Source organism: Thalassococcus arenae, assembly GCF_019104745.1.
Taxonomy (GTDB): domain Bacteria; phylum Pseudomonadota; class Alphaproteobacteria; order Rhodobacterales; family Rhodobacteraceae; genus Thalassococcus_B; species Thalassococcus_B arenae.
Genome location: NZ_JAHRWL010000002.1, coordinates 557582 through 577430, shown reverse-complemented (window position 1 = coordinate 577430; position 19849 = coordinate 557582). Strand labels below are relative to the sequence as shown.

At 64.7% G+C, this 19849-nt stretch carries 22 protein-coding genes; 9 read left to right on the top strand and 13 right to left on the bottom strand.

Annotated features, from left to right (window positions below):
• Positions 1-9: 9 nt before the first annotated feature.
• Positions 10-219: a hypothetical protein gene (locus KUH32_RS14055; RefSeq protein ID WP_217779234.1), complete on the bottom strand. Its 210-nt coding sequence runs from the start codon at positions 217-219 to the stop codon at positions 10-12.
• A 90-nt stretch (positions 220-309) separates the two neighbouring features.
• Positions 310-690, bottom strand: coding sequence for a hypothetical protein (locus KUH32_RS14050; RefSeq protein ID WP_217779233.1), 381 nt, complete (start codon positions 688-690; stop codon positions 310-312).
• Between the two features lie 415 nt (positions 691-1105).
• Here KUH32_RS14050 and KUH32_RS14045 point away from each other — a divergent pair, with 415 nt between their 5' ends.
• Positions 1106-2860 (top strand): acetolactate synthase 3 large subunit, encoded by a 1755-nt coding sequence (locus KUH32_RS14045; protein ID WP_217779232.1) that lies wholly within the window; start codon positions 1106-1108, stop codon positions 2858-2860.
• 117 nt (positions 2861-2977) lie between these two features.
• The gene (gene ilvN / locus KUH32_RS14040) at positions 2978-3538 is read left to right on the top strand and encodes an acetolactate synthase small subunit (protein WP_217779231.1); all 561 of its coding nucleotides are present in this window, start codon (positions 2978-2980) and stop codon (positions 3536-3538) included.
• Between the two features lie 107 nt (positions 3539-3645).
• Here the strand turns inward: ilvN and KUH32_RS14035 are convergent, their stop codons facing one another.
• Complete coding sequence (locus tag KUH32_RS14035) at positions 3646-4008, bottom strand: hypothetical protein (protein ID WP_217779230.1); 363 nt, start codon at positions 4006-4008, stop codon at positions 3646-3648.
• A 247-nt stretch (positions 4009-4255) separates the two neighbouring features.
• Between KUH32_RS14035 and KUH32_RS14030 the strand changes: the two genes are divergently transcribed.
• On the top strand, positions 4256-5056 hold the full coding sequence (locus KUH32_RS14030; protein ID WP_217779229.1) for a helix-turn-helix domain-containing protein: 801 nt from the start codon (positions 4256-4258) through the stop codon (positions 5054-5056).
• 67 nt (positions 5057-5123) lie between these two features.
• On the opposite strand, the gene KUH32_RS14025 is transcribed toward KUH32_RS14030, so the two are convergent.
• The 9 genes from KUH32_RS14025 to pedF all read right to left on the bottom strand — a co-directional run bounded on the left by KUH32_RS14025 (position 5124) and on the right by pedF (position 13961).
• Positions 5124-5519 (bottom strand): c-type cytochrome, encoded by a 396-nt coding sequence (locus KUH32_RS14025; protein WP_254899173.1) that lies wholly within the window; start codon positions 5517-5519, stop codon positions 5124-5126.
• 133 nt (positions 5520-5652) lie between these two features.
• A complete protein-coding gene (locus KUH32_RS14020; protein WP_217779227.1) occupies positions 5653-6447 on the bottom strand; it encodes a DUF2189 domain-containing protein in 795 nt (264 codons plus the stop codon).
• Between the two features lie 136 nt (positions 6448-6583).
• Positions 6584-7708 (bottom strand): peptide chain release factor 2, encoded by a 1125-nt coding sequence (gene prfB / locus KUH32_RS14015; RefSeq protein WP_217779226.1) that lies wholly within the window; start codon positions 7706-7708, stop codon positions 6584-6586.
• Between the two features lie 111 nt (positions 7709-7819).
• Positions 7820-8608 carry an FAD binding domain-containing protein gene (locus tag KUH32_RS14010; RefSeq protein ID WP_217779225.1) on the bottom strand — a complete coding sequence of 263 codons (789 nt, stop codon included), beginning with the start codon at positions 8606-8608 and terminating at the stop codon, positions 7820-7822.
• Between the two features lie 102 nt (positions 8609-8710).
• Positions 8711-11071, bottom strand: a complete 2361-nt coding sequence (locus tag KUH32_RS14005; RefSeq protein WP_217779224.1) for a xanthine dehydrogenase family protein molybdopterin-binding subunit — start codon at positions 11069-11071, stop codon at positions 8711-8713.
• Positions 11072-11164: 93 nt separating this feature from the next.
• Positions 11165-11650, bottom strand: coding sequence for a (2Fe-2S)-binding protein (locus KUH32_RS14000; protein WP_217779223.1), 486 nt, complete (start codon positions 11648-11650; stop codon positions 11165-11167).
• Between the two features lie 48 nt (positions 11651-11698).
• The gene (locus KUH32_RS13995; protein WP_217779222.1) at positions 11699-12217 is read right to left on the bottom strand and encodes an SRPBCC family protein; all 519 of its coding nucleotides are present in this window, start codon (positions 12215-12217) and stop codon (positions 11699-11701) included.
• Positions 12218-12303: 86 nt separating this feature from the next.
• Complete coding sequence (locus KUH32_RS13990) at positions 12304-13161, bottom strand: substrate-binding periplasmic protein (protein WP_254899231.1); 858 nt, start codon at positions 13159-13161, stop codon at positions 12304-12306.
• A 101-nt stretch (positions 13162-13262) separates the two neighbouring features.
• A complete protein-coding gene (pedF, locus tag KUH32_RS13985; protein WP_431358193.1) occupies positions 13263-13961 on the bottom strand; it encodes a cytochrome c-550 PedF in 699 nt (232 codons plus the stop codon).
• A gap of 189 nt (positions 13962-14150) precedes the next feature.
• Here pedF and KUH32_RS13980 point away from each other — a divergent pair, with 189 nt between their 5' ends.
• From KUH32_RS13980 to KUH32_RS13955, 6 genes are all read left to right on the top strand, one after another.
• On the top strand, positions 14151-15317 hold the full coding sequence (locus tag KUH32_RS13980; RefSeq protein ID WP_217779221.1) for an ABC transporter substrate-binding protein: 1167 nt from the start codon (positions 14151-14153) through the stop codon (positions 15315-15317).
• Between the two features lie 53 nt (positions 15318-15370).
• The gene (locus KUH32_RS13975; RefSeq protein ID WP_217779220.1) at positions 15371-16333 is read left to right on the top strand and encodes a YVTN family beta-propeller repeat protein; all 963 of its coding nucleotides are present in this window, start codon (positions 15371-15373) and stop codon (positions 16331-16333) included.
• Positions 16334-16421: 88 nt separating this feature from the next.
• Positions 16422-16868 carry a hypothetical protein gene (locus KUH32_RS13970; RefSeq protein ID WP_217779219.1) on the top strand — a complete coding sequence of 149 codons (447 nt, stop codon included), beginning with the start codon at positions 16422-16424 and terminating at the stop codon, positions 16866-16868.
• A gap of 214 nt (positions 16869-17082) precedes the next feature.
• Complete coding sequence (locus KUH32_RS13965; protein ID WP_217779218.1) at positions 17083-17799, top strand: ABC transporter ATP-binding protein; 717 nt, start codon at positions 17083-17085, stop codon at positions 17797-17799.
• A complete protein-coding gene (locus tag KUH32_RS13960) occupies positions 17799-18587 on the top strand; it encodes an ABC transporter permease (RefSeq protein ID WP_217779217.1) in 789 nt (262 codons plus the stop codon). The genes KUH32_RS13965 and KUH32_RS13960 overlap by 1 nt, the downstream gene beginning before the upstream one ends.
• A 66-nt stretch (positions 18588-18653) precedes the next feature.
• Positions 18654-19196, top strand: coding sequence for a tetratricopeptide repeat protein (locus KUH32_RS13955; RefSeq protein WP_217779216.1), 543 nt, complete (start codon positions 18654-18656; stop codon positions 19194-19196).
• 6 nt (positions 19197-19202) lie between these two features.
• On the opposite strand, the gene KUH32_RS13950 is transcribed toward KUH32_RS13955, so the two are convergent.
• Positions 19203-19847 (bottom strand): ATP-binding cassette domain-containing protein, encoded by a 645-nt coding sequence (locus KUH32_RS13950; RefSeq protein WP_348541121.1) that lies wholly within the window; start codon positions 19845-19847, stop codon positions 19203-19205.
• Positions 19848-19849: the final 2 nt, after the last annotated feature.

Genomic DNA, 19849 nt, shown 5'->3' with positions numbered 1-19849 from the left:
CGATCGAGATCAGAGCGTAACGCCCGTCTCCGTCTCGTCACAGTCCTTCCAGAAGATCAGCAGCTTGACCGGCACGATCCGGGCCTCGGCCGGCTCGATGTCCACATGGTCCTGGCTGGGATGCGGCATCTCGCCCATCAGCGCGGCAGCACCGATCAGACCAGCAAGGAGCGCCGCCTTGCACAGGGTGAAATCGCGGTAAAAGACGTTGCTCTTCATGGTGACCCCCTTTCGTTGGTCCCTTTTCACTTTTGTGCCAAATCGCGCGCTCTCTCACAATTCACGACTGCGCGCACGATTGTTGCAGTTTCAGAAACGCACAACGCGCGCGACCGGGGTCAGCACGGCGCCGTCTTCGGTGGCATAACCGCCCGATGCGGTTTCGCTCAGAGTATGGCACGTGACACCCGCCCGGGGTCCGGTTTGGAAATCGGTGCAGATTTGGTTGTCCAGGATCCGCCAGCGGCCCTCGAACCGGCCATGCGGGCCGGACAGGACCAGCGCGCCATCGTTCAGGAACTCTGCCCGAACGGCGACGGCGCCGCGCGTAACCTCGAAGACCCGGTTGTCGAAATCGCGCGCCTCGGGATGGGCCGCCGATCCGGCAGTGGCCAGCATCGTCAACGAAAACGCCCCGGACAGAACCACGCCAAAGGCCCGTGCCCTTTTGGTTGTCTGTAGTTTCGCCATCGCGTTGCTCCAAAAACTGAACCGTTCGGTTCATAATCCCCGAAACGATGCCGCGGCACAAGTCACGGATCCGTGCGTCGGCGCACAATGGCCTGCTCGGACATGCGCGGCACCCGCGTTATCCTGGAAAATTCCAAATGTTGCGGCGCGCGCTCTGCGTTGCGCAACAAGCGCAAAGTTTTTTCGCGACCTGCGACAACTTTTTCACTGCGTTTGCGGTTGACGCTGTGCACAAGCGCCCATAAGGTCCGCGCAGGCACGAAGGAGACCCCGATGACCCTAGTCGTCGTAATCGTAGAAAAAGCGCGCATGGCCCGGTAAGTCCGAGACCAGACCGGCCCCCATGCGCCCCCGACCAGCTTCGGGGGCTTTTTTGTGTCGAAACGCTAGAACGACCGTGCAGATGGAGAGAGATATGGCACGTCAGATGACCGGAGCGAAAATGGTGGTCCAGGCCCTCAAGGATCAGGGCGTGGATACGGTATTCGGCTACCCGGGCGGCGCCGTTCTACCCATCTATGACGAGATCTTTCAGCAAAACGACATTCGCCACATCCTGGTGCGCCACGAACAGGGCGCGGTTCATGCCGCCGAAGGCTATGCCCGATCGACCGGCAAACCGGGCGTCGTGCTGGTGACCTCGGGTCCCGGCGCGACCAATGCGGTGACCGGATTGACCGACGCGCTGATGGATTCGATCCCGATCGTCGTGCTGACCGGCCAGGTGCCGACCTTCATGATCGGCTCGGACGCCTTCCAGGAGGCCGACACCGTGGGCATCACGCGGCCCTGCACCAAGCATAACTGGCTGGTCAAGGACACCGAGAAACTGTCCGCGACGATCCACCAGGCGTTTTACGTCGCGACATCGGGCCGTCCGGGGCCGGTGCTGGTCGACATCCCCAAGGACGTGCAATTCGCCAGCTCCGACTATACCCCCAAGCCCAAGGTCATGCCGGGCCACTACCAGCCGCGCGTCAAGGGCGACATGGCGATGATCGAAGCGCTGGTGGCCGCGATCGAAACCGCCGAGAAACCGGTCTTCTACACCGGCGGCGGCGTGATCAATTCCGGCCCCGGCGCCAGCCAGTTGCTGCGCGAACTGGTGGACGCCACCGGCTTTCCCATCACCTCGACCCTGATGGGCCTCGGGGCCTATGCAGCCAGCGGCAAGCATTGGCTGGGAATGCTCGGCATGCACGGTCTTTACGAGGCCAATCTGGCGATGCATGGCTGCGACCTGATGATCAATGTCGGTGCGCGGTTCGACGATCGCATCACGGGACGGCTCGATGCGTTTTCGCCGCGCTCGAAAAAGGCCCATATCGACATCGATCCCAGCTCGATCAACAAGGTGGTCAAGACCGACATCCCCATCGTCGGCGATGTCGGACACGTGCTGGAGGATGTGCTCAAGCTGTGGAAATCCCGCGGCCGCAAGGTCAACCGCGAGGCGCTGTCCAAGTGGTGGGCGCAGATCGAGGACTGGAAGAAGGTCGACTGCCTGCACTTCAAGCCGTCGGAAAAGTCGATCAAGCCGCAGCACGCCGTGGCCCGGCTCGAGGCGCTGACCAAGGACCGCGACCGCTATATCTGCACCGAGGTCGGCCAGCACCAGATGTGGGCCGCGCAATACCTGACCTTCGAGGATCCCAACCGCTGGATGACCTCCGGCGGCCTGGGCACGATGGGGTACGGCTTTCCGGCGTCCATCGGCGTGCAGATGGCGCATCCCGACGCGCTGGTCATCAACGTCGCGGGCGAAGCGTCGTGGCTGATGAACATGCAGGAGATGGGCACCGCGGTGCAGTACCGCCTGCCGGTCAAACAGTTCATCCTCAACAATGAGCGTCTGGGCATGGTCCGGCAGTGGCAGGAATTGCTGCATGGCGAGCGCTATTCGCACAGCTGGTCCGAAGCGCTGCCCGATTTCGTCAAGCTGGCCGAAGCGTTCGGCGCCAAGGGCATCCTGTGCAAGGACCCCGCCGACCTGGATGACGCGATCATGGAGATGGTCAATTACGACGGGCCGGTGATTTTCGACTGCCTGGTCGAGAAGCACGAGAACTGTTTCCCGATGATCCCGTCGGGCGAGCCGCACAACAAGATGCTGCTGGGCGAGGCTTCGACCAAGGACGCCATCGGGTCGAAAGGCGCGGTGCTGGTGTAGATGCGGGATCGGACGGGCCAAGCCCCGTCCGACCGAAGTGGGGGGCTGTCTGCCCCCCACACCCCCCGAGGATATTTTCGGCCAGATGAAGGATCCTCTGGCGAGAAAGGAAGAACGATGTCGGCGCTACAGATCAAGAAGGGCTCGTCCAGGCATTCGGCCTACAACCTGCGGCCGAATTTCTCGGACGTGCAGGAACGGCACACGCTGGCGGTGCTGGTGGAAAACGAACCCGGCGTGCTGGCACGCGTCATCGGGTTGTTCTCCGGCCGGGGCTACAACATCGAAAGCCTGACGGTGGCCGAGGTGGACCACGAGGGCCATCTGAGCCGCATCACCATCGTCACCACGGGCACGCCGCAGGTGATCGAGCAGATCAAGGCCCAGCTGGGCCGGATCGTGCCGGTGCATGACGTGCATGACCTGACGGTCGAAGGGTCTTCGGTGGAGCGCGAACTGGCGCTGCTCAAGGTTGCCGGCCAGGGCGACAAGCGCGTCGAGGCGCTGCGACTGGCCGATATCTTTCGCGCCCATGTGGTGGACAGCACGCTGGAAAGCTTTGTTTTCCAGCTGACCGGCACGTCGGAAAAGATCGACGCCTTCGCCGATCTGATGCGGCCGCTGGGATTGGTCGAGATCGCCCGCACCGGCGTTGCGGCGCTCAGCCGTGGCAATTGACCGTCGGCAGGCGTCACCCAGTCGCGAAAAGAAAAGGCGCCGGTGTGAAAACCGGCGCCTTTCTTTGCGCGTCGTGTGAGTGTGCTGGTACTTGGGGAACGACGCGGTCAGGCCTCGGCCAGGTAGAGCGGTCTGGCGCGTCTTGGCCGGAACGCGATAACCTGTGCCGTGTCCGCCGGTCCGGATCGGACCGGCGGACGGGTCTGGGGGGTGGCTTTCTTGAGGTCTTGGGCAAGCATGGGGGCATGGCCCGCATCGACAAGCGCCGGATTGCGTACGAGGCGTAAATCCGCCTCTTCGCGCATGTCGAATTCGATCAGATCGCCGGCGTCCAGCGCAATTCCGTCATGGGAAGGGCAATCTTGGTGCCCGGCATAATACGCCAGGTTGCCCTGATCCTCGCACCAGACGACGGCTTTGCTGTCGCTGGCGTTGGCCCATAACACAACACCGAACATTCTTGCGGCCATCTTTAATCCTTTCCGGCTCTCGCAAGTTAAAATTGTGACAAGAACCTCTGAAACGACATGACTAATCCTGCGCAGTCGGGTTGATTTTTGTGTCGCGTGGTGACAATCCTGTCGCCAGTAAGCATCACGCATGACGCCAAACCGCATCAGTATTGGGGAATTTGTTCCGCCCTACCCACGAAAAACGCGTATTGCCAAGCCAGGCCACAACCGGAAGTAATTCGATACCATGGCCAAAGACAAGAAAATGATGCGGAACGGCCCCAGCCCGTCCGAATTGCGCAGCAGGCTCGGCGCCAATCTGCGTCAATTGTCCAGCAGTGCCGTATCAATCTCGGCCTTGTGCCGGGAATTGGGAATAAACCGGACACAATACAACCGCTACCTCGCCGGTGACAGCTTTCCGCGGCCGGATGTCCTGCACAAGATCTGCGACTTTTTCGGGGTCGATGCGCGAATCCTGCTCGAACCGGTCGACCAGATCGAGGCGGCCGAACCGGGTATCCTGCGCCATCCCGCCGTGGTCGATTTCCTCGGCGGCAGCGCCAGCCCGATCCCCGAGGCGGACTTTCCGTCCGGCTTCTATCGTTTCGCGCGCCGCAGCTTTCTGGACGAGGCGCGTTTCGTCCAGGGTTTGATCTACGTGTTCCGGGCCGATGACCACGCCTTCCTGCGCGGTTTCGAGGCAAAAGAGGCTATGGCATCCCAGGGATTGGTCACGACCCCGGCCAACCGCGAATTCCGCGGTGTCATCCTGACCCAGGAAGACGGTCTGGCGATGTTGGTATCGCGACGCGGCAGTTCGACCGCCTCGTTCAACTACCTGGCCCATATCCCGTCATTCGAAAACAACTACTGGGTCGGCTACGTCGCGCGCACGGTGCGTGAAGGCATGGCGGGTCGGCGGGTGGAAAGGCTGGTCTACGAATATCTGGGCCGCAAGACATCCAAGGTTCTGGCCGCCGCGCGATCGGCCGGGTTCTGCGGCAAGGACGACCTGATCCCCTATCACCGAACGCTTTTGCAAATCGGCGATCCGTTCGTCTGACCGTTTCGCGACAGCGTCGACCGGGCGCGAGCGTCTCAATTCCGCCCGCGCCCGGCTTTGTCTTCGGCTATTGCTGGATCCGCTCGAGGAAATAGGCCAGCGACAGGACCTTGCCGCGGCTGTAGAGCACATCCGAATACGGTGTCATTCCACCGCTTTCCTCGACGAACAAGGCGCCATAGACCGGCATCGGGCCGCCGTGAGCCCTCATTCCGGTCCGTCCGTCGATTATGTGGATGACCTCGAGCATCGGAAAGACGCCGTCATGGCGTTCGGTCAGGGTCCGAAGATCCGGCACCGATGCGGTCATCATCTCGGTCAGGGGACCGTCCCCGGCTCCGGTCGCACCGTGACAGGTGGCGCAATACTGGGCATAGGCCTCGGCCCCGGGATCCTTCGCCTCCTGCGCGAAGGCTGCGCCAGCCGAAACGGCGATACCGATCAATGCGGGAACAAGGGCCATGGGTCGCATTCTGTCCTCCTGAAAATCATTCCTCCGAAATCGCCGGAAGGATCACCTTCCAGCTTTCACATATGTAGCAAAGGGAATGTCAGGCCGATTGATGCAAATCAATCGGTGGCGCAGCTTCCGCGGTTCAGCCGTGTTCGGCTCCGCGTGCGACACCGTAGGCGACCATGTCGTAAAGGTGCCAGGTCGCGTGTCCGAGCACAGGAAGCGACAAGAGCAAGCCCAGAAATCCGGGCAGCATCGACACGAACAGAACCACGGCGATGAAGGCGCCCCAGCCCAGCATCAGGACAGGTTGATTGGCGACGAACTGGAACGACGTGATCATTGCCGTGACGAAGTCGATCTCGCGGTCCAGCAAAAGCGGAAGGGCCAGAACGGTGATCATGAACAGCAATGTGGCGAAGCCCGCCCCCACCAACGTTCCGAAGCCCAGCATCGTCAACCCGTTGGGTGTGCCGTAGATCTCGAGACTGGTCGACACGTTGGTCATCGTCGAAAGGCCCATGAACAGGGCGAAGATCATGTGCGCCAGGAAGAACCAGAACAGGAAGACGATCACGATCACCGCGCAGATCGACGGCAATTGCCGGCCCGACTGACGCAGAACGACGGTCAGGATCGCGCGCCGATCCAGTGGCTCGCCCGCCTCGATCCGGCGGCTGGTCTCGTAAAGCCCCACCGCCGCGAAAGGACCGATCAGCGGAAACCCGATCGCCGCCAGGACAAGCCAATAGCTTTCCCCGGTCGCAGCGGTGATCCAGGCCATCAGCCAGCCGCCGACCACGTAGACCCCGGCAAAGAAAAACGCCAGTCCGGGCGCGCGCCACAGGTCCCGCCAGCCCCGTCGCAGCGCTTCGCGCAGGATCGACAGGTCTGCCCGTCCCAGCTCCGGCACACCCATTTTCATGTCTTCGGGCATCGGCCCCTCCCCGAGCACGACCCGCGCGTTTCCATGGTCCAATAAAAGGCAGCCGTCGTTTCCTGTCCAGCCCGAGAACAGCGCGGCAAAAGTCTTTGAAAGACTTTTGCAAATCTCTGACCAGAGATTTGCCGGCTCAATCCTCGGCCGTGGCTTCGGCCCGGCTCTTGCCCGCCACCTTCATCGCCAGCGTGGCGGCCATGAAATCGTCCAGGTCGCCGTCCAGCACACCCTGTATGTCCGCCGTCTCGAAGCTGGTGCGCAGATCCTTGACCATCTGGTAGGGCTGCATGACGTAGGACCGGATCTGATTGCCCCAGCCCGCGTCGCCCTTGGCCTCGTGCAGCGCGTTGACCTCGGCGTTGCGACGATCCAGTTCCAGCTGATACAGCCGCGACTTCAGCGCCTTCATGGCGATGTCCCTGTTCTGGTGTTGCGATTTCTCGGAGCTGGTGACGACGATACCGGTGGGCATGTGGGTGATCCGCACGGCCGAATCCGTGGTGTTGACGTGCTGCCCGCCGGCGCCCGAACTGCGATAGGTGTCGATGCGGATATCTGCCGGGTTCACGGTGATCTCGATATTGTCGTCGATCACCGGATAGGCGCCCACCGCGGCAAAGGAGGTCTCGCGCGTGCCCTTGCCGAAGGGCGAAATGCGCACCAGCCGGTGCGTGCCCGATTCCGATTTCAGCCAGCCATAGGCGTTCTTGCCACGGATCTGGTAGGTGACCGACTTGATGCCTGCCTCCGCACCCGGCGTTTCTTCCTGCAGCTCCACCTCGTAGCCGCGGCTTTCGGCCCAGCGGACATACATGCGCGCCAGCATCTGCGCCCAATCGCAGGCCTCGGTGCCGCCCGCCCCGGCCTTGATTTCCAGGAAACTGTCATTGCCGTCGGTCTCGCCGTCCAGCAGCGCCTCCAGCTCCTTCTTGGCGGCCTTGTCCACCAGCGCCTTCAGCGCCGCCTCGGCTTCGGCCACGACCTCGGCGTCGTCCTCGATCTCGCCCAGTTCGATCAATTCGATCTGATCCGACAGCTCCTGCTTGATCGACGCATAGGTCTCCATCGCATCCACCAGCGCCTGGCGCTCGCGCATCAGCTTCTGCGCCGCTTCGGGATCGTCCCACAGATTGGGGTCCTCGACGCGGGCGTTGAATTCCTCCAACCGGTGCTGCGCGGTGCCGACATTCAGACGCTGGCCCAACAGCTCGAGCGACTTCTCGATCTTGTCGACGTTGTTCTGGGCTTCGGCGCGCATGGCGGATCACTCGATGGTTGCGGTCCCGCCTGATAACAAGACGCCCCCGCACCGGCAAGACGGCACGGGGGCTGGCTTTGAACGCCCCAGACGGACCGGGGCGCCGGGTCGTCAGGCTGCCGCGACCGCGCGCTTGGTCATCACGCCCACGAGATGGGCGCGATAGGCGCCCGAGCCGTGCAGGTCGGAAATCATGCCATCGCCCGAAAGCGACAGCCCCGACACCGCATCGGCCGAGAAATTCGACGACAATGCCGCCTCGGCCTCGGACCAGCGGAACACGCCGCCTTCCGATGCACCGGTCACGGCGACGCGCACGCCATCGGCGTATTTGGCCACGAACACACCCACCAGCGCAAAGCGCGACGCGGGCTGTTCGAACTTCATGTAGGCGGCTTTCTCGGGCACCGGGAATTTCACCTCGGTGATGATCTCGCCCTCGTTCAGCGCGGTGGCGAACATGCCCTGGAAATAGTCGTCCGCCGCGATTTCGCGGGCATTGGTGACGATCGTCGCGCCCGAAGCCAGCGCCGCCGACGGATAACAGGCCGAGGGGTCGTTGTTGGCCAGTGACCCGCCGATCGTGCCACGGTTGCGCACTGCCGGATCGCCGATATTGGCCGCCAGACTTGCCAAGGCCGGATAATGCGCTGCCGCTTCGCGTGCGACGGTTGCGTGGGTCGTGGCGCCGCCGATACAGACCCGCCCGGCGTCGTCCTTGCACACGCCCCTGATCTCGGCGATGCCGCCAAGGCTCACCAGAACCGACGGGCTGGCCAGCCGCTGCTTGAGTGTCGGGATCAGCGTCTGTCCGCCGCCAAGCGGCTGCGCCTCGTCCTTGCCCAAAGCCTTGACCGCATCCGCGACGCTCGTGGGCCGTACCATGTCGAATGAGTACATCTTGTCTTTCCTCCCTTGGCCGTCCGAAAGGGCCTTGCCCCTTCATCTTGCCAGATAAACTCCGGGGAGCGCGAGGGGCTGGCCCCTCGCACCCACGCTTGATCAGCCGTGCATTGCCGCCCAGACGCGCGACGGCGAGGCGGGCATGTCGATATGCGTCACGTTGTGACCGCCCGATTGCAGCGCGTCGATCACCGCGTTGATGACCGATGGCGGCGATCCGATGGCCCCAGCCTCGCCGCAGCCCTTCACCCCGAGCGGGTTGTGGGTGCACGGCGTCTGGCAGGAATGATCGACCGCGTAGAACGGCACATCGTCGGCGCGCGGCATGGCGTAATCCATGTAGGACGCCGACAGCAGCTGGCCGTTCTCGTCATAGGCGCAGTTTTCCAGCAACGCCTGCCCGATGCCCTGGGCCAGCCCGCCATGGACCTGGCCGCTGACGATCATCGGGTTGACCACGTTACCGAAATCATCCGCCGCGCTGAACCGCTCGATCGTGACCTTGCCGGTCTCGGGATCGACCTCGACCTCGCAGGCATAGGCGCCGGCGGGATAGGTGAAGTTGGCCGGATCGTAGAACGCGGTCTCCTCCAGCCCCGGTTCGATATCCTCGAGCGGGTAGTTGTGCGGCACGTAGGCCGCCAGCGTGACATCGCCCCAGGCCACCGACTTGTCGGTGCCCGCGACGGTGAACTGGCCGTTCTTCAGCTCGATATCGGCTTCCGAGGCTTCCATCAGGTGGGCCGCGATCTTCTTGGCCTTGTTGATGATCTTCTCGGTCGCCCGCACCATCGCGCTGCCGCACACGGCCAGCGACCGCGAACCGTAGGTGCCCATGCCGAACGGGATTTTGCTGCTGTCGCCGTGCACGATGTCGATCATGCTTTCGTCGATGCCCAGCATCTCGGCCACCACTTGCGGGAAGGTCGTCTCGTGACCCTGTCCGTGGCTGTGGGCGCCGACCATGACGCTGATCGTACCGGTGGCGTTGACCCGCACGGTGGCAGCGTCATACAGCCCCGCCCGCGCGCCCAGCTGGCCCACCAGGTTCGACGGCGCGATGCCACAGGCCTCGATGTAGCAGTTCACGCCCAGGCCGCGCAGCTTGCCGCGCTTTTCGCTTTCCGCCCGCCTTGCAGCAAAGCCCTTGACGTCGGCGATCTCTTCAAGCTTGTCCATCGTGGCGACGTAATCGCCGGTGTCGTATTCCACCGCGACCGGGGTCGCATAGGGGAACTCGGTGATGAAGTTCTGCCGCCGCAACGCGATCGGATCGACACCCAGTTCGCGCGCCGCCTTGTCGATCACGCGCTCCAGCTGGAACGTCGCCTCGGGCCGGCCCGCGCCGCGATAGGCATCGACCGGAACGGTGTTGGTGAAGACCGCCTTGACGTTCACGTAGATCAGCGGGGTCTTGTAGTTCCCGGCCATCAGCGTGCCGTGCAGCCAGGTCGGCACCGACGGCGCGAAGGTCGACAGGTAGGCGCCCATATTCGCGAAGGTCTCGGTGCGGATGGCGGTAAAGTTGTTGTCCGCGTCCAGCGCCAGTTCGATCTTGGTGACGTGGTCGCGGCCATGGGCATCCGACATGAACGCCTCGGACCGGCTGGCCGTCCACTTGACCGGGCGGTTGCAGGCCTTGGCCGCGAAGGTGCAGAACGCCTCTTCGGCATAGTGAAAGATCTTGGTGCCGAAACCGCCGCCCACATCCGGTGCCACGACGCGCAGCTTGTGCTCGGGAATGCCCAGCACGAAGGCACCCATCAGCAGCCGGATCACGTGCGGGTTCTGGCTGGTGGTGTAGAGCGTGGATTCACCGTTGGCGCGGTTGTAATCGCCCACCGCCACACGCGGCTCCATCGGGTTGGCGACCAGGCGCTGGTTCACCAGCTCCAGCGTGGTGACATGCGCGGCGCTCTTGATGGCCTTGTCCACCGCCTCGCGATTGTCCTCGACGAAGCCCCAGTCGTAGCACAGGTTGGTGCCCAGATCGTCATGCACCAGCGTCCCGCCCGCAACGGCCGCCTTCATGTCCATGACCGCTGGCAGTTCGCTGATGTCCAGCACGATCGCCTCGGCGGCGTTGCGCGCCTCTTCCAGGCTGTCGGCAACCACCGCGGCGATCGGGTCGCCGACATGGCGCACCTTGCCCTGCGCCAGAACCGGATGGGCGGGTTCCTTCATCACTTCGCCGAACCGGTCGGTGACCTGCCAGCCGCAGGGCAGACCGCCCACGCCTTCGAAATCGGCGCCGGTGAAGATGCGCACCACGCCGGGCATCGATGCCGCGGCCGAGGTGTCGATGCTGTTGATCTTGCCATGCGCGACGTCGGAACGCAGGAAATAGACATATGCCTGGCCGTGCACGTTGATGTCGTCGGTGTATTGACCGGCGCCGGTCAGAAAGCGGACGTCCTCGCGCCGCTTCGGGCTTGCGCCGATTCCATGATCCTTCGGCATGTAAGTTCCTCCCCTTGAGGTCGGTGCGTGCAGACACGCACCCTACAGTCGGTTCTAGGTAGGATGCGTGCTTGCACGCACCTCAAGCTCAATTCACTCGGCCGCGATCGCGCTCACATCCTGGCCGGACGCCGCCATGATCGCCTTGACGATGTTGTGATACCCGGTGCAGCGACAGATATTGCCCTCCAGGTAGTCGCGGATCTCGTGCTCGGTCGGCTTGGGATTTTCCTTGAGCAGCGCAGCGGCGCTCATCACCATGCCCGGCGTGCAGAACCCGCATTGCAGACCGTGGTGATCCTGGAACGCCTGCTGGATCACCGACAGCGATCCGTCGGCATTGGCCATGCCCTCGATGGTCTTGACCTCGGCGCCGTCCGCCTCGGCGGCGAACATCGTGCAGGCCTTGACCGCCTCGCCGTTCACATGGATCACGCAGGCGCCGCACTGGCTGGTATCGCAGCCCACATGGGTGCCGGTCAGCCGCAGATCGTCGCGCAGGAAATCGGTCATCAGGGTATTGCCCTTGACCGAACGGGTCACGGACTTGCCGTTCACCGTCATCGTCACTTCCGCCATTTTTCTCCTCCCTTGGGAATTCAATCGAAATCGATCTTGAAAAGCACTCTACGACACAAGCCGCTTGAACCAGCCCTTCTTCTTGTTTTCGGTGCCGTGGCCTTCCTCGGCTTTCGCCGCGTCCGAGGGGCCTTCGATGGCCTCCTGGAAATTCTGAAAGAACTGATCGGCCATCTTCTTTGCAAAGCCGTCGATGATGCGGCTGCCAAGCTGTGCCAGCTTGCCGCCGACCTTGGCCTCGACATCGTAATGCAGCATCGTTCCGCCGTCGGTCGGTTCCAGCCGCACCACCGCGCCGCCCTTGGCGAATCCGGCGGCCCCGCCCTTGCCCTCGCCGTTCAGGGTGACCGTGTTGGGCGCGTCCATGTTTTCCAGCAGGACCTGGCCCTTGAAAGTGGCTTTCACCGGGCCGACCTTTTGCACGACCGTGGCCTCGAAACCCTCTTCGGGTGAGCCGGTCAGCTCCGTGCAACCCGGCACGCATTCCTTCAGGACCTCGGGGCTGAGGATCGCCGCCCAGACCATCTCCCGCGGGGCGTTGATTTCCCGGGAATCGCTCATCTGCATGAAGAACTTCCTTCCATGTGGCGCCAGCCTAGGCGCGCCGCCCCGCGGGGCATATTAGACCAATGGCCTACGCCGAAACGTTTGCCTCACCATTCCGGCGGTTTATGGGTCAGACCGTATGCCGCGAAGATCCCGGCGATCCGCCCGTCCGACAGCGCCTCGGTCACCGCGTCACCCACCGTGTAGCTGAGCGGGCGGTAGGCGAAATGCACCGCCGCGCCCAATGTCCATTGCGACCGCGCAAGCCCCGGCAGCGGCGGCTGGTGGATCGCCACGCCATCCGCGGCGAAATATTCCAGTTGCGCCAGGGGACCCATCGCCGCCATCACCTCACCCGCGTTCAGCGCCGCCATCGCCGCTTGCATGGACGGATAGCGCCGCACCCCGGCCGCAGTCTGCCCGCCGGCAAAGGAGGTCAGGTAGAAATCGGCGATCGAATCGTTCTCGACCGCAACCGTGTCGAAACGGAAATAGGCCGGCACCGGCTTGCTGTCCGGATAAGACGCCTCGGAATAGGCGATGGCCAGCGATTCCACCTGGTACTGGCCGGGAAACACGACCTGCTCGACCCGGCATTGAAAGCTGGAATCGTAAGGCACGCGCAGCATGACATTGCTGACCGCCCCGCCCAGGATCGGCCCCTGCCAGATGTTGTGGCGCAGGTCGGCATCCAGGTTCTCGCCCGCGGCGACAAAGCGGAAACGCGCCTCGACACCGATATACGCCGCGATCAGCCGGGCGATTTCCACGTCGACGCCGCGCGGTTGACCGCGGTCTTCCCAGCTGTAGGGCGCATGATCCTCGTAGACCGCGAAGGTCATGTAGCCGCGCTCGGTGATCTGGTCGATGTCCTGACCGACGATGTCACGGCTGGCATTCTGCGGCTTGGGCTGGGGCACATGATCGGCGCACGGATCCGCCGCCAGAGCAGCCCCGGCCGTCAGCGCCGCAAAGGCCGCCGGCGCGAAAAGCCTTGCAAGGCTTTTGCAAAAATCTGACCAGATTTTTGTCACCCGGCTCTCCCCTGCCGCGTTGACGAACGCTGTCAGTTTGCCGCCGACAAGCCGATGGTCAAGGCCTCGGCCGCCCGTGCATAGGCACCTTCCGTACCGTCGATCAGCGCGTAGGCGCGGCTGGCCGCACTGTCGGCCACCGGCGCGCCCGACAAGGTCTCGATGCTGCCCGCGATCTCGTCGAGCCGCGTCTTCACGGCGTCGGGATCGGCGCCGCCGGGATCGGTCGCCCAGCCTGCAAGCGTGTCGCGGATGGCCTTCAACTCGTCCGCCACGTCTTCCATGCTGCCATCGTCGGGGCGCGTCTCGATATAGGTGCGGATCGCCCAGGCGGCTTCCTGCCCCAGCAATTCGCCGAAGGCCGGCATCTTGGTGATGCCATTCTGGGTGTAGCCCTCCCTGAAACGCTCGACATACCATTCGTCGCCGTATTCCTCGGCCTCCAGATAGCGCAGGTCCGGTGCGAGCCCGCCCGAAATCGCCTCGAGCCCGTGGCACCGCGCGCAGTTCTGGTTGTAGCCGGACGCGCCGATCTCGATCGCCAGCGCCCAGGTCTCCTCGCCCACCGCCTCGGCCCGATAGGGGTTTTCGGTCAGCCATTCCTCGCCCGTTTCCGGCAGACCCGTGGTGTCCACAGCCTGCGGCGCGACATCGCCATGACCCAGGCCCTGCCCCGCCATCGCAACCGACATCGCCGTCGCCAGCGCCGTGATCCGCATCGTCTTTCCCATCTTTCCGTCTCCTCTTTGCACGCGCCCGTTTGCACGCGCCTGCGCCTTGACGCCTTGATAGGAAACCGCGCGCGATGCGGAAATGGGACTTTCGTGGCGCGCCCGCGGGAACCGGCGCCACCGCGCTGCGACATTGGTCGTATTGAGCGCGCGCCCGCAACCGATACCGTCCTCGAAAAGGGAGGCGCGATGAAAACCCTGCTGGCCGCATTGTCGGTCCTGGTCGGTCTGTCCGCTGCGGCGGCAAGTGCGGTCGAGGTGTCGATGCACTACCTCCGCCTCGAGGTGGAGCCGCCGCCGACCTTGTCCAATCTCGATCCGATCCCGGAAGACCTGGGGCTGGCCGGGGCGCTTCTGGCGGTGGACGACAACGCCACGACCGGGCGCTTTCTGGGGCAAAGCCACACGCTCGCGGTCACCTCGGTCGCACCGGGCGGAGATCTGTTGGCCGCGGCGCGCGCGGCGCTCGGCGAAAGCCGGCTGCTGGTGCTGGATGCGCCGGCGGCGACCCAGCAGGCCATCGCCGATCTGCCCGAAGCCGCCGGGGCGTTGCTGTTCAACACCAGCGCCGCCGAAACCGACCTGCGCGATACGGGCTGCCGCGCCAATCTGCTTCATACCCTGCCCTCGCGCGCGATGCTGGCCGACGCGCTGATGCAGTTCCTGGTCGCCCGTCGATGGACCGCATTGGCGCTTGTCCGGGGCCAATCACCCGGTGACGCTGCATTCGCGGAGGCGCTCGACCGCTCGGCCACCAAGTTCGGCCTGAAGATCGGCGCGGCCAAGGTCTGGGCCTTCGACGCCGACATGCGCCGCAACGCGGCCCAGGAAGTGCCGCTTTTCACCCAGGATCTCGGCCGTCACGACGTTCTGCTGGTCGCCGACGAGGCCAACGATTTCGCCCGCTACATCGCCTACAACACGTGGGAGCCGCGCCCGGTCGCCGGGTCCGAAGGGCTGATGCCGGTGGCGTGGGACCGGGTGGTCGAACAATGGGGTGCTGCGCAGCTTCAATCGCGCTTCGTCAAGGCCAATGCCCGCGCCATGCAAAGCCGCGACTACGCCGCCTGGGCCGCCGTGCGCGCCATCGGCGAGGCGGTGACGCGCACCGGTTCGGCCGACCCCGCCACCCTGCGCGCCTTTCTGCTGGGCCCGGATTTCGAACTGGCCGGCTTCAAGGGCCGGCCGATGACCTTCCGGCCCTGGAACGGCCAGTTGCGCCAGCCGATCCCGCTGGTCACCGGCTCGGCGCTGGTGGCACAGGCGCCGCTCGAGGGGTTCCTGCATCAGGTCAATGAACAGGACACGCTCGGCGTCGATGCCCCGGAAAGCCGCTGCGAGGCCTTCACGCCATGATCTTCTTCTCTTTCGAAAATACGCGGCGCAACACCGGCCAGTGGACCCACGCAATGAACCTTTCCCCGATCCTGCTGATGCTTGCTTTCGCGTCCCCGGCCCTGGCGGACGAAATCTGGGTGACCAACGAAAAGGACGACACGATCAGCGTGATCGATATCGAGACGCTGGAAGTGACCCGCACCATCCCGACCGGCGAGCGCCCGCGCGGCATCACCTTCTCCAAGGATCATTCGGTGGTCTATATCTGCGCGTCGGACAGCGACGCGGTGCAGGTCATGGACCCTGATACAGGAGAAATCCTGCACGACCTGCCCTCGGGCGAGGACCCCGAGCAATTCGTGCTGCATCCCGACAACCGCCATCTCTATATCGCCAACGAGGATGACGCGATCACAACGGTGGTCGACACGCAGACCCGCACCGTGGTGGCGCAGATAGATGTCGGCATCGAACCCGAAGGCATGGCGGTCAGCCCCGACGGCAAGATCGCCATCACCACGTCGGAAACCACCAACATGGCGCATTGGATCGACACCGAAAGCCAGTCGCTTTTTGCCAACACGCTGGTCGCTTCGCGTCCGCGCCACGCCGAGTTCGTCAAGGACGGCACGGAATTGTGGGTGTCTTCCGAAATCGGCGGCACGATCACGATCTTCGACGTCGCCACACAGGCCGAAAAGGCCAAGATCGAATTCGCGGTCAAGGGCGTGCATCCCGACCGCGTCCAGCCGGTCGGGTTCGAATTCACCGCCGGCGACAGCCACGCCTTCGTGGCTCTTGGACCCTCGAACCATGTCGCGGTCGTGAACGCCGCGACATACGCGGTCGAGGACTACATCCTGGTGGGCCGCAGGGTCTGGCACATGGAATTCAATGCCGACCGGTCGCTGTTGTTCACGACCAACGGCGTGTCGGGCGATGTGACCGTGGTCGACGTGGCCAAGCGCGAGGCGATCAAGACCATCAAGGTCGGCCGTTTTCCCTGGGGCGCGGCCTTTCGGCCCACCGATTGAACCGCCGGGCACGGTGGGGTGGAAAACCACCCTACACCCGGCCCCCCGGGGACCTGCGACCCCGGACAGCCACCGCAAGGACACGACCATGACCAAGACGACACTCTCCGCCCTGTTGATCGCCGCGCTGCCGTTCGGCGCCCTGGCAGACGATGATGACGACCGCGGCTTCGGCCTGGCGGGATTGTTGTCGGCCAAGAACAAACAGGACCTCGAGCCGATCCAGCTTTCCGCGGGCATGCCGCTGACCGGCGCGCCCTGGGTGCTCAAATCCGGCACCTATTACGAATTCGAGATCCAGGGCGACGGCAGCCAGGAGCTGGCGCTGGTCGGGCCGGAATTCTTCCGGGCGATCTGGATCGACGAGATCGTGGTGGAGGGGCTGGAGATCCGGCCGCTGGGACTGGACAGCATCGAATTCGACGAGGCGGGCGAGATGGAGATCGGGTTCGTGGCGATCAAACCGGGTTCCTATTACCTCAAGGTGCCCGGTTCGACCGGCGAGACGCAACGGCTGGAGATCACCATCGAATGAGGGATTGCGCCGCGCCTTGCGCGTCGCCCGGGGGCGGGCGCCGGGCGGATGCCCGGCGCCCGCCTCGTCTCTCGGCCTCGAACGCCCTGTCCGGTGTCACGGGTGCGGGGGGCGCTGCCCCCGTCCGCCAGGGGCGGACTCCCCCGGAGTTTTTTCCGCAAGATGAAGCCGACGGACGGCTTGCGGCCTTGGCGTCGCGCGATAGGCTGCAGCGATGAGCCTGCGCGTGTCCGACCTGAGTTTTTCCTATGGTGCCAAGCCGGCCCTGGCGGCGGTGTCTTTCGCGCTGGAGCCGGGCCGGTTCGCGGCGCTGCTGGGGCCGAACGGCGCCGGCAAGTCGACCCTGTTCGCCCTGCTCACCCGGCTGTTCGTGGCGCCGCACGGCCGGATCGAGATCGCCGGGAACGATCTGGCGCGCGCGCCCTATGCGGCGCTGGCCCGGATCGGCGTGGTATTCCAGCAACCAACGCTGGATCTCGATCTGAGCGTGGTACAGAACCTGCGCTATTTCGCGGCGCTGCACGGGTTGGGCGGTCGCGGCGCCATGCGCCGGATCGACGCCGCCCTGGAGCGCATGGAGATGCGCGAACGGGCGGGCGAACGCGTGCGCGTGCTGAACGGCGGACATCGGCGGCGGGTCGAGATCGCCCGTGCGCTGCTGCATGACCCCGCCGTTCTGCTGCTGGACGAGCCCAGCGTCGGGCTGGACCCCGGCACCCGGGCCGCGCTGGTCGACCATGTCCACGCGCTGGCGGCGCTGGATGGGCTGACGGTGCTTTGGGCCACCCATCTGACCGACGAGGTTCGGCCCGATGACCGCCTGTTGCTTCTGCATCGCGGTCGGCTGCAGGCGGACGGCACGGCGCACGCCCTGCAAGGCGATGCCACGTTGGAGGCCTGGTTTCTCGCCCGAACACGGGAGACCGCCTGATGCACCGCTGGCGGGCGTTCCGCGCGATCGTCTGGCGCGAAGCGCTGCGATTCATCCATCAGCGCGAACGGTTCGTCGCCGCGCTGGTGCGCCCCCTGGTCTGGCTCCTGGTCTTCGCTGCGGGGTTCCGCGCAGCGCTCGGCCTGTCGATCATCCCACCCTACCAGACCTACATCACCTATGAGACCTACATCGTACCCGGCCTGTGCGGCATGATCCTGCTGTTCAACGGCATGCAAAGCGCGCTCAGCCTGGTCTACGATCGCGAAATGGGATCGATGCGGCTTTTGCTGACGGCACCTGTGGCGCGCTGGTTTCTCCTGTTTTCAAAGCTTTGCGGGGCGACATTCATTTCGGTCCTGCAGGTCTATGCCTTTCTCGCCGTGGCCTGGGCCTTTGGCATCACGCTGCCGGGATGGGGATATGTCACGGTGCTGCCGGCGCTGGTCCTGGGCGGGCTGATGCTGGGCGCGCTCGGGCTGGCGCTGTCGAGCCTGATCCGGCAATTGGAGAATTTCGCCGGCGTGATGAATTTCGTCATCTTCCCGATGTTCTTTCTCAGCTCCGCGCTCTATCCGCTTTGGAAGATGGCGGAATCCTCACGTCTTCTGCACGACATCTGCGCCCTGAACCCGTTCACGCACGTGGTCGAACTGATCCGCTTTGCGCTCTACCTCCGGCTGGAACCGCTGGCATTGGTCGTGGTCATCGCCGCCACGGCGGCGTTTCTGGGCGCGGCGCTGTGGGGCTACGACCCGGCGCGCGGCATGATCCGCCGCAAAGGCTGAGCTACGACCATAAGGGCGCTGCGGCAAAGACGCATACGTGATATGGGTTTGCGCAGGAGGACTGCCATGCTGATCCGGATCGCCCTGTTGACCACCCTCGCCGCTGCGCCGATCAGCGCGACCGAGGCCGAAGACGACCTCGGTACGCTGAACCCCGACGAGATGACCTGGGAAAGCTTCATCGACCGCGCCGCGCGCGGCGAGACCGACATGGTGCTGTGTTCGACCGGCTATGCGCTGACCAAGATGGGCGCGCATCTGGACGCCCGCAAGCTGTTCACCAATTGCGCGACGCAAGGCTATACCGGCGCGATGACCTGGATGTCCTACATGGAACAGAACGGCAATGGCGGCGAATTCAACCCCGACGCTGCCGCCGAATGGGACCGGCAGGCCGCCGAGGCCGGCGACCCGGTCGGCAAGTTCAACCACGGCCTGAACCTGATCCGCGGCTTCGGCATCGGACAGGACGAGGCCCTGGGGCGGCAATTCGTCGATGAGGCCGCGAAAGACGGGCTGCCGGTCGCGCAACGCCTGCAGGCGGCGGGATACGACCTGGACGAAGTCACGCCGGATGCCGACAACTGGCGCTACGCGCCGTCCTTCTGAACCCGATCAGCCGGCCGTTTCCACCAGCCGCGCCGGATGGCCCTCCAGCCGCAGGATGCGGCGGGCCAGCCGTCGCGCCTCGTCTTCGCTGTGGGTGACGACCAGCGTGGCCATGCCACGGCCGGCGCGCAGCGTCTCGAACAGGGTCATCATCTCGTCGGCCAGCGCCGGGTCAAGCGACACGAAGGGTTCGTCCAGCAGCAGCAGATCGGGGTCGGCGGCGAAGGCGCGGGCCAGCGACAGGCGGCGCTGCTGGCCCAGCGAAAGCTGCCGGGGAAAGTCGTCGCCGCGCCCGCCCAGCCCGACCTCGGCCAGCGCCTTGTCGGCCTGCCCGGCCGGAACCCCGGCGGTCAGCACGATGTTGTCACGCAGGCTGCACCAGGGCATCAGCGTCGGTTCCTGAAAGACGTATCCCAGACGGTCCGGCACCTGCCTTTCGCCGGAAAAACCAGGGCCGAGCCCGGCCAGGGCGCGCAGCAGCGTCGTCTTGCCGATGCCCGACGGTCCGGTCAGCGCCGCCGTTTCGCCTGCGCGCAACGTCAGGTCGATGGCGCCGAGCACCGGCCGGCCCTGCAGCGACAACCCGTCGATCCGCAGACGCGCGACGACCGGGGCGCCGGTCGCCCCGGTTCCGACCAGGCGCAGGGGCACCT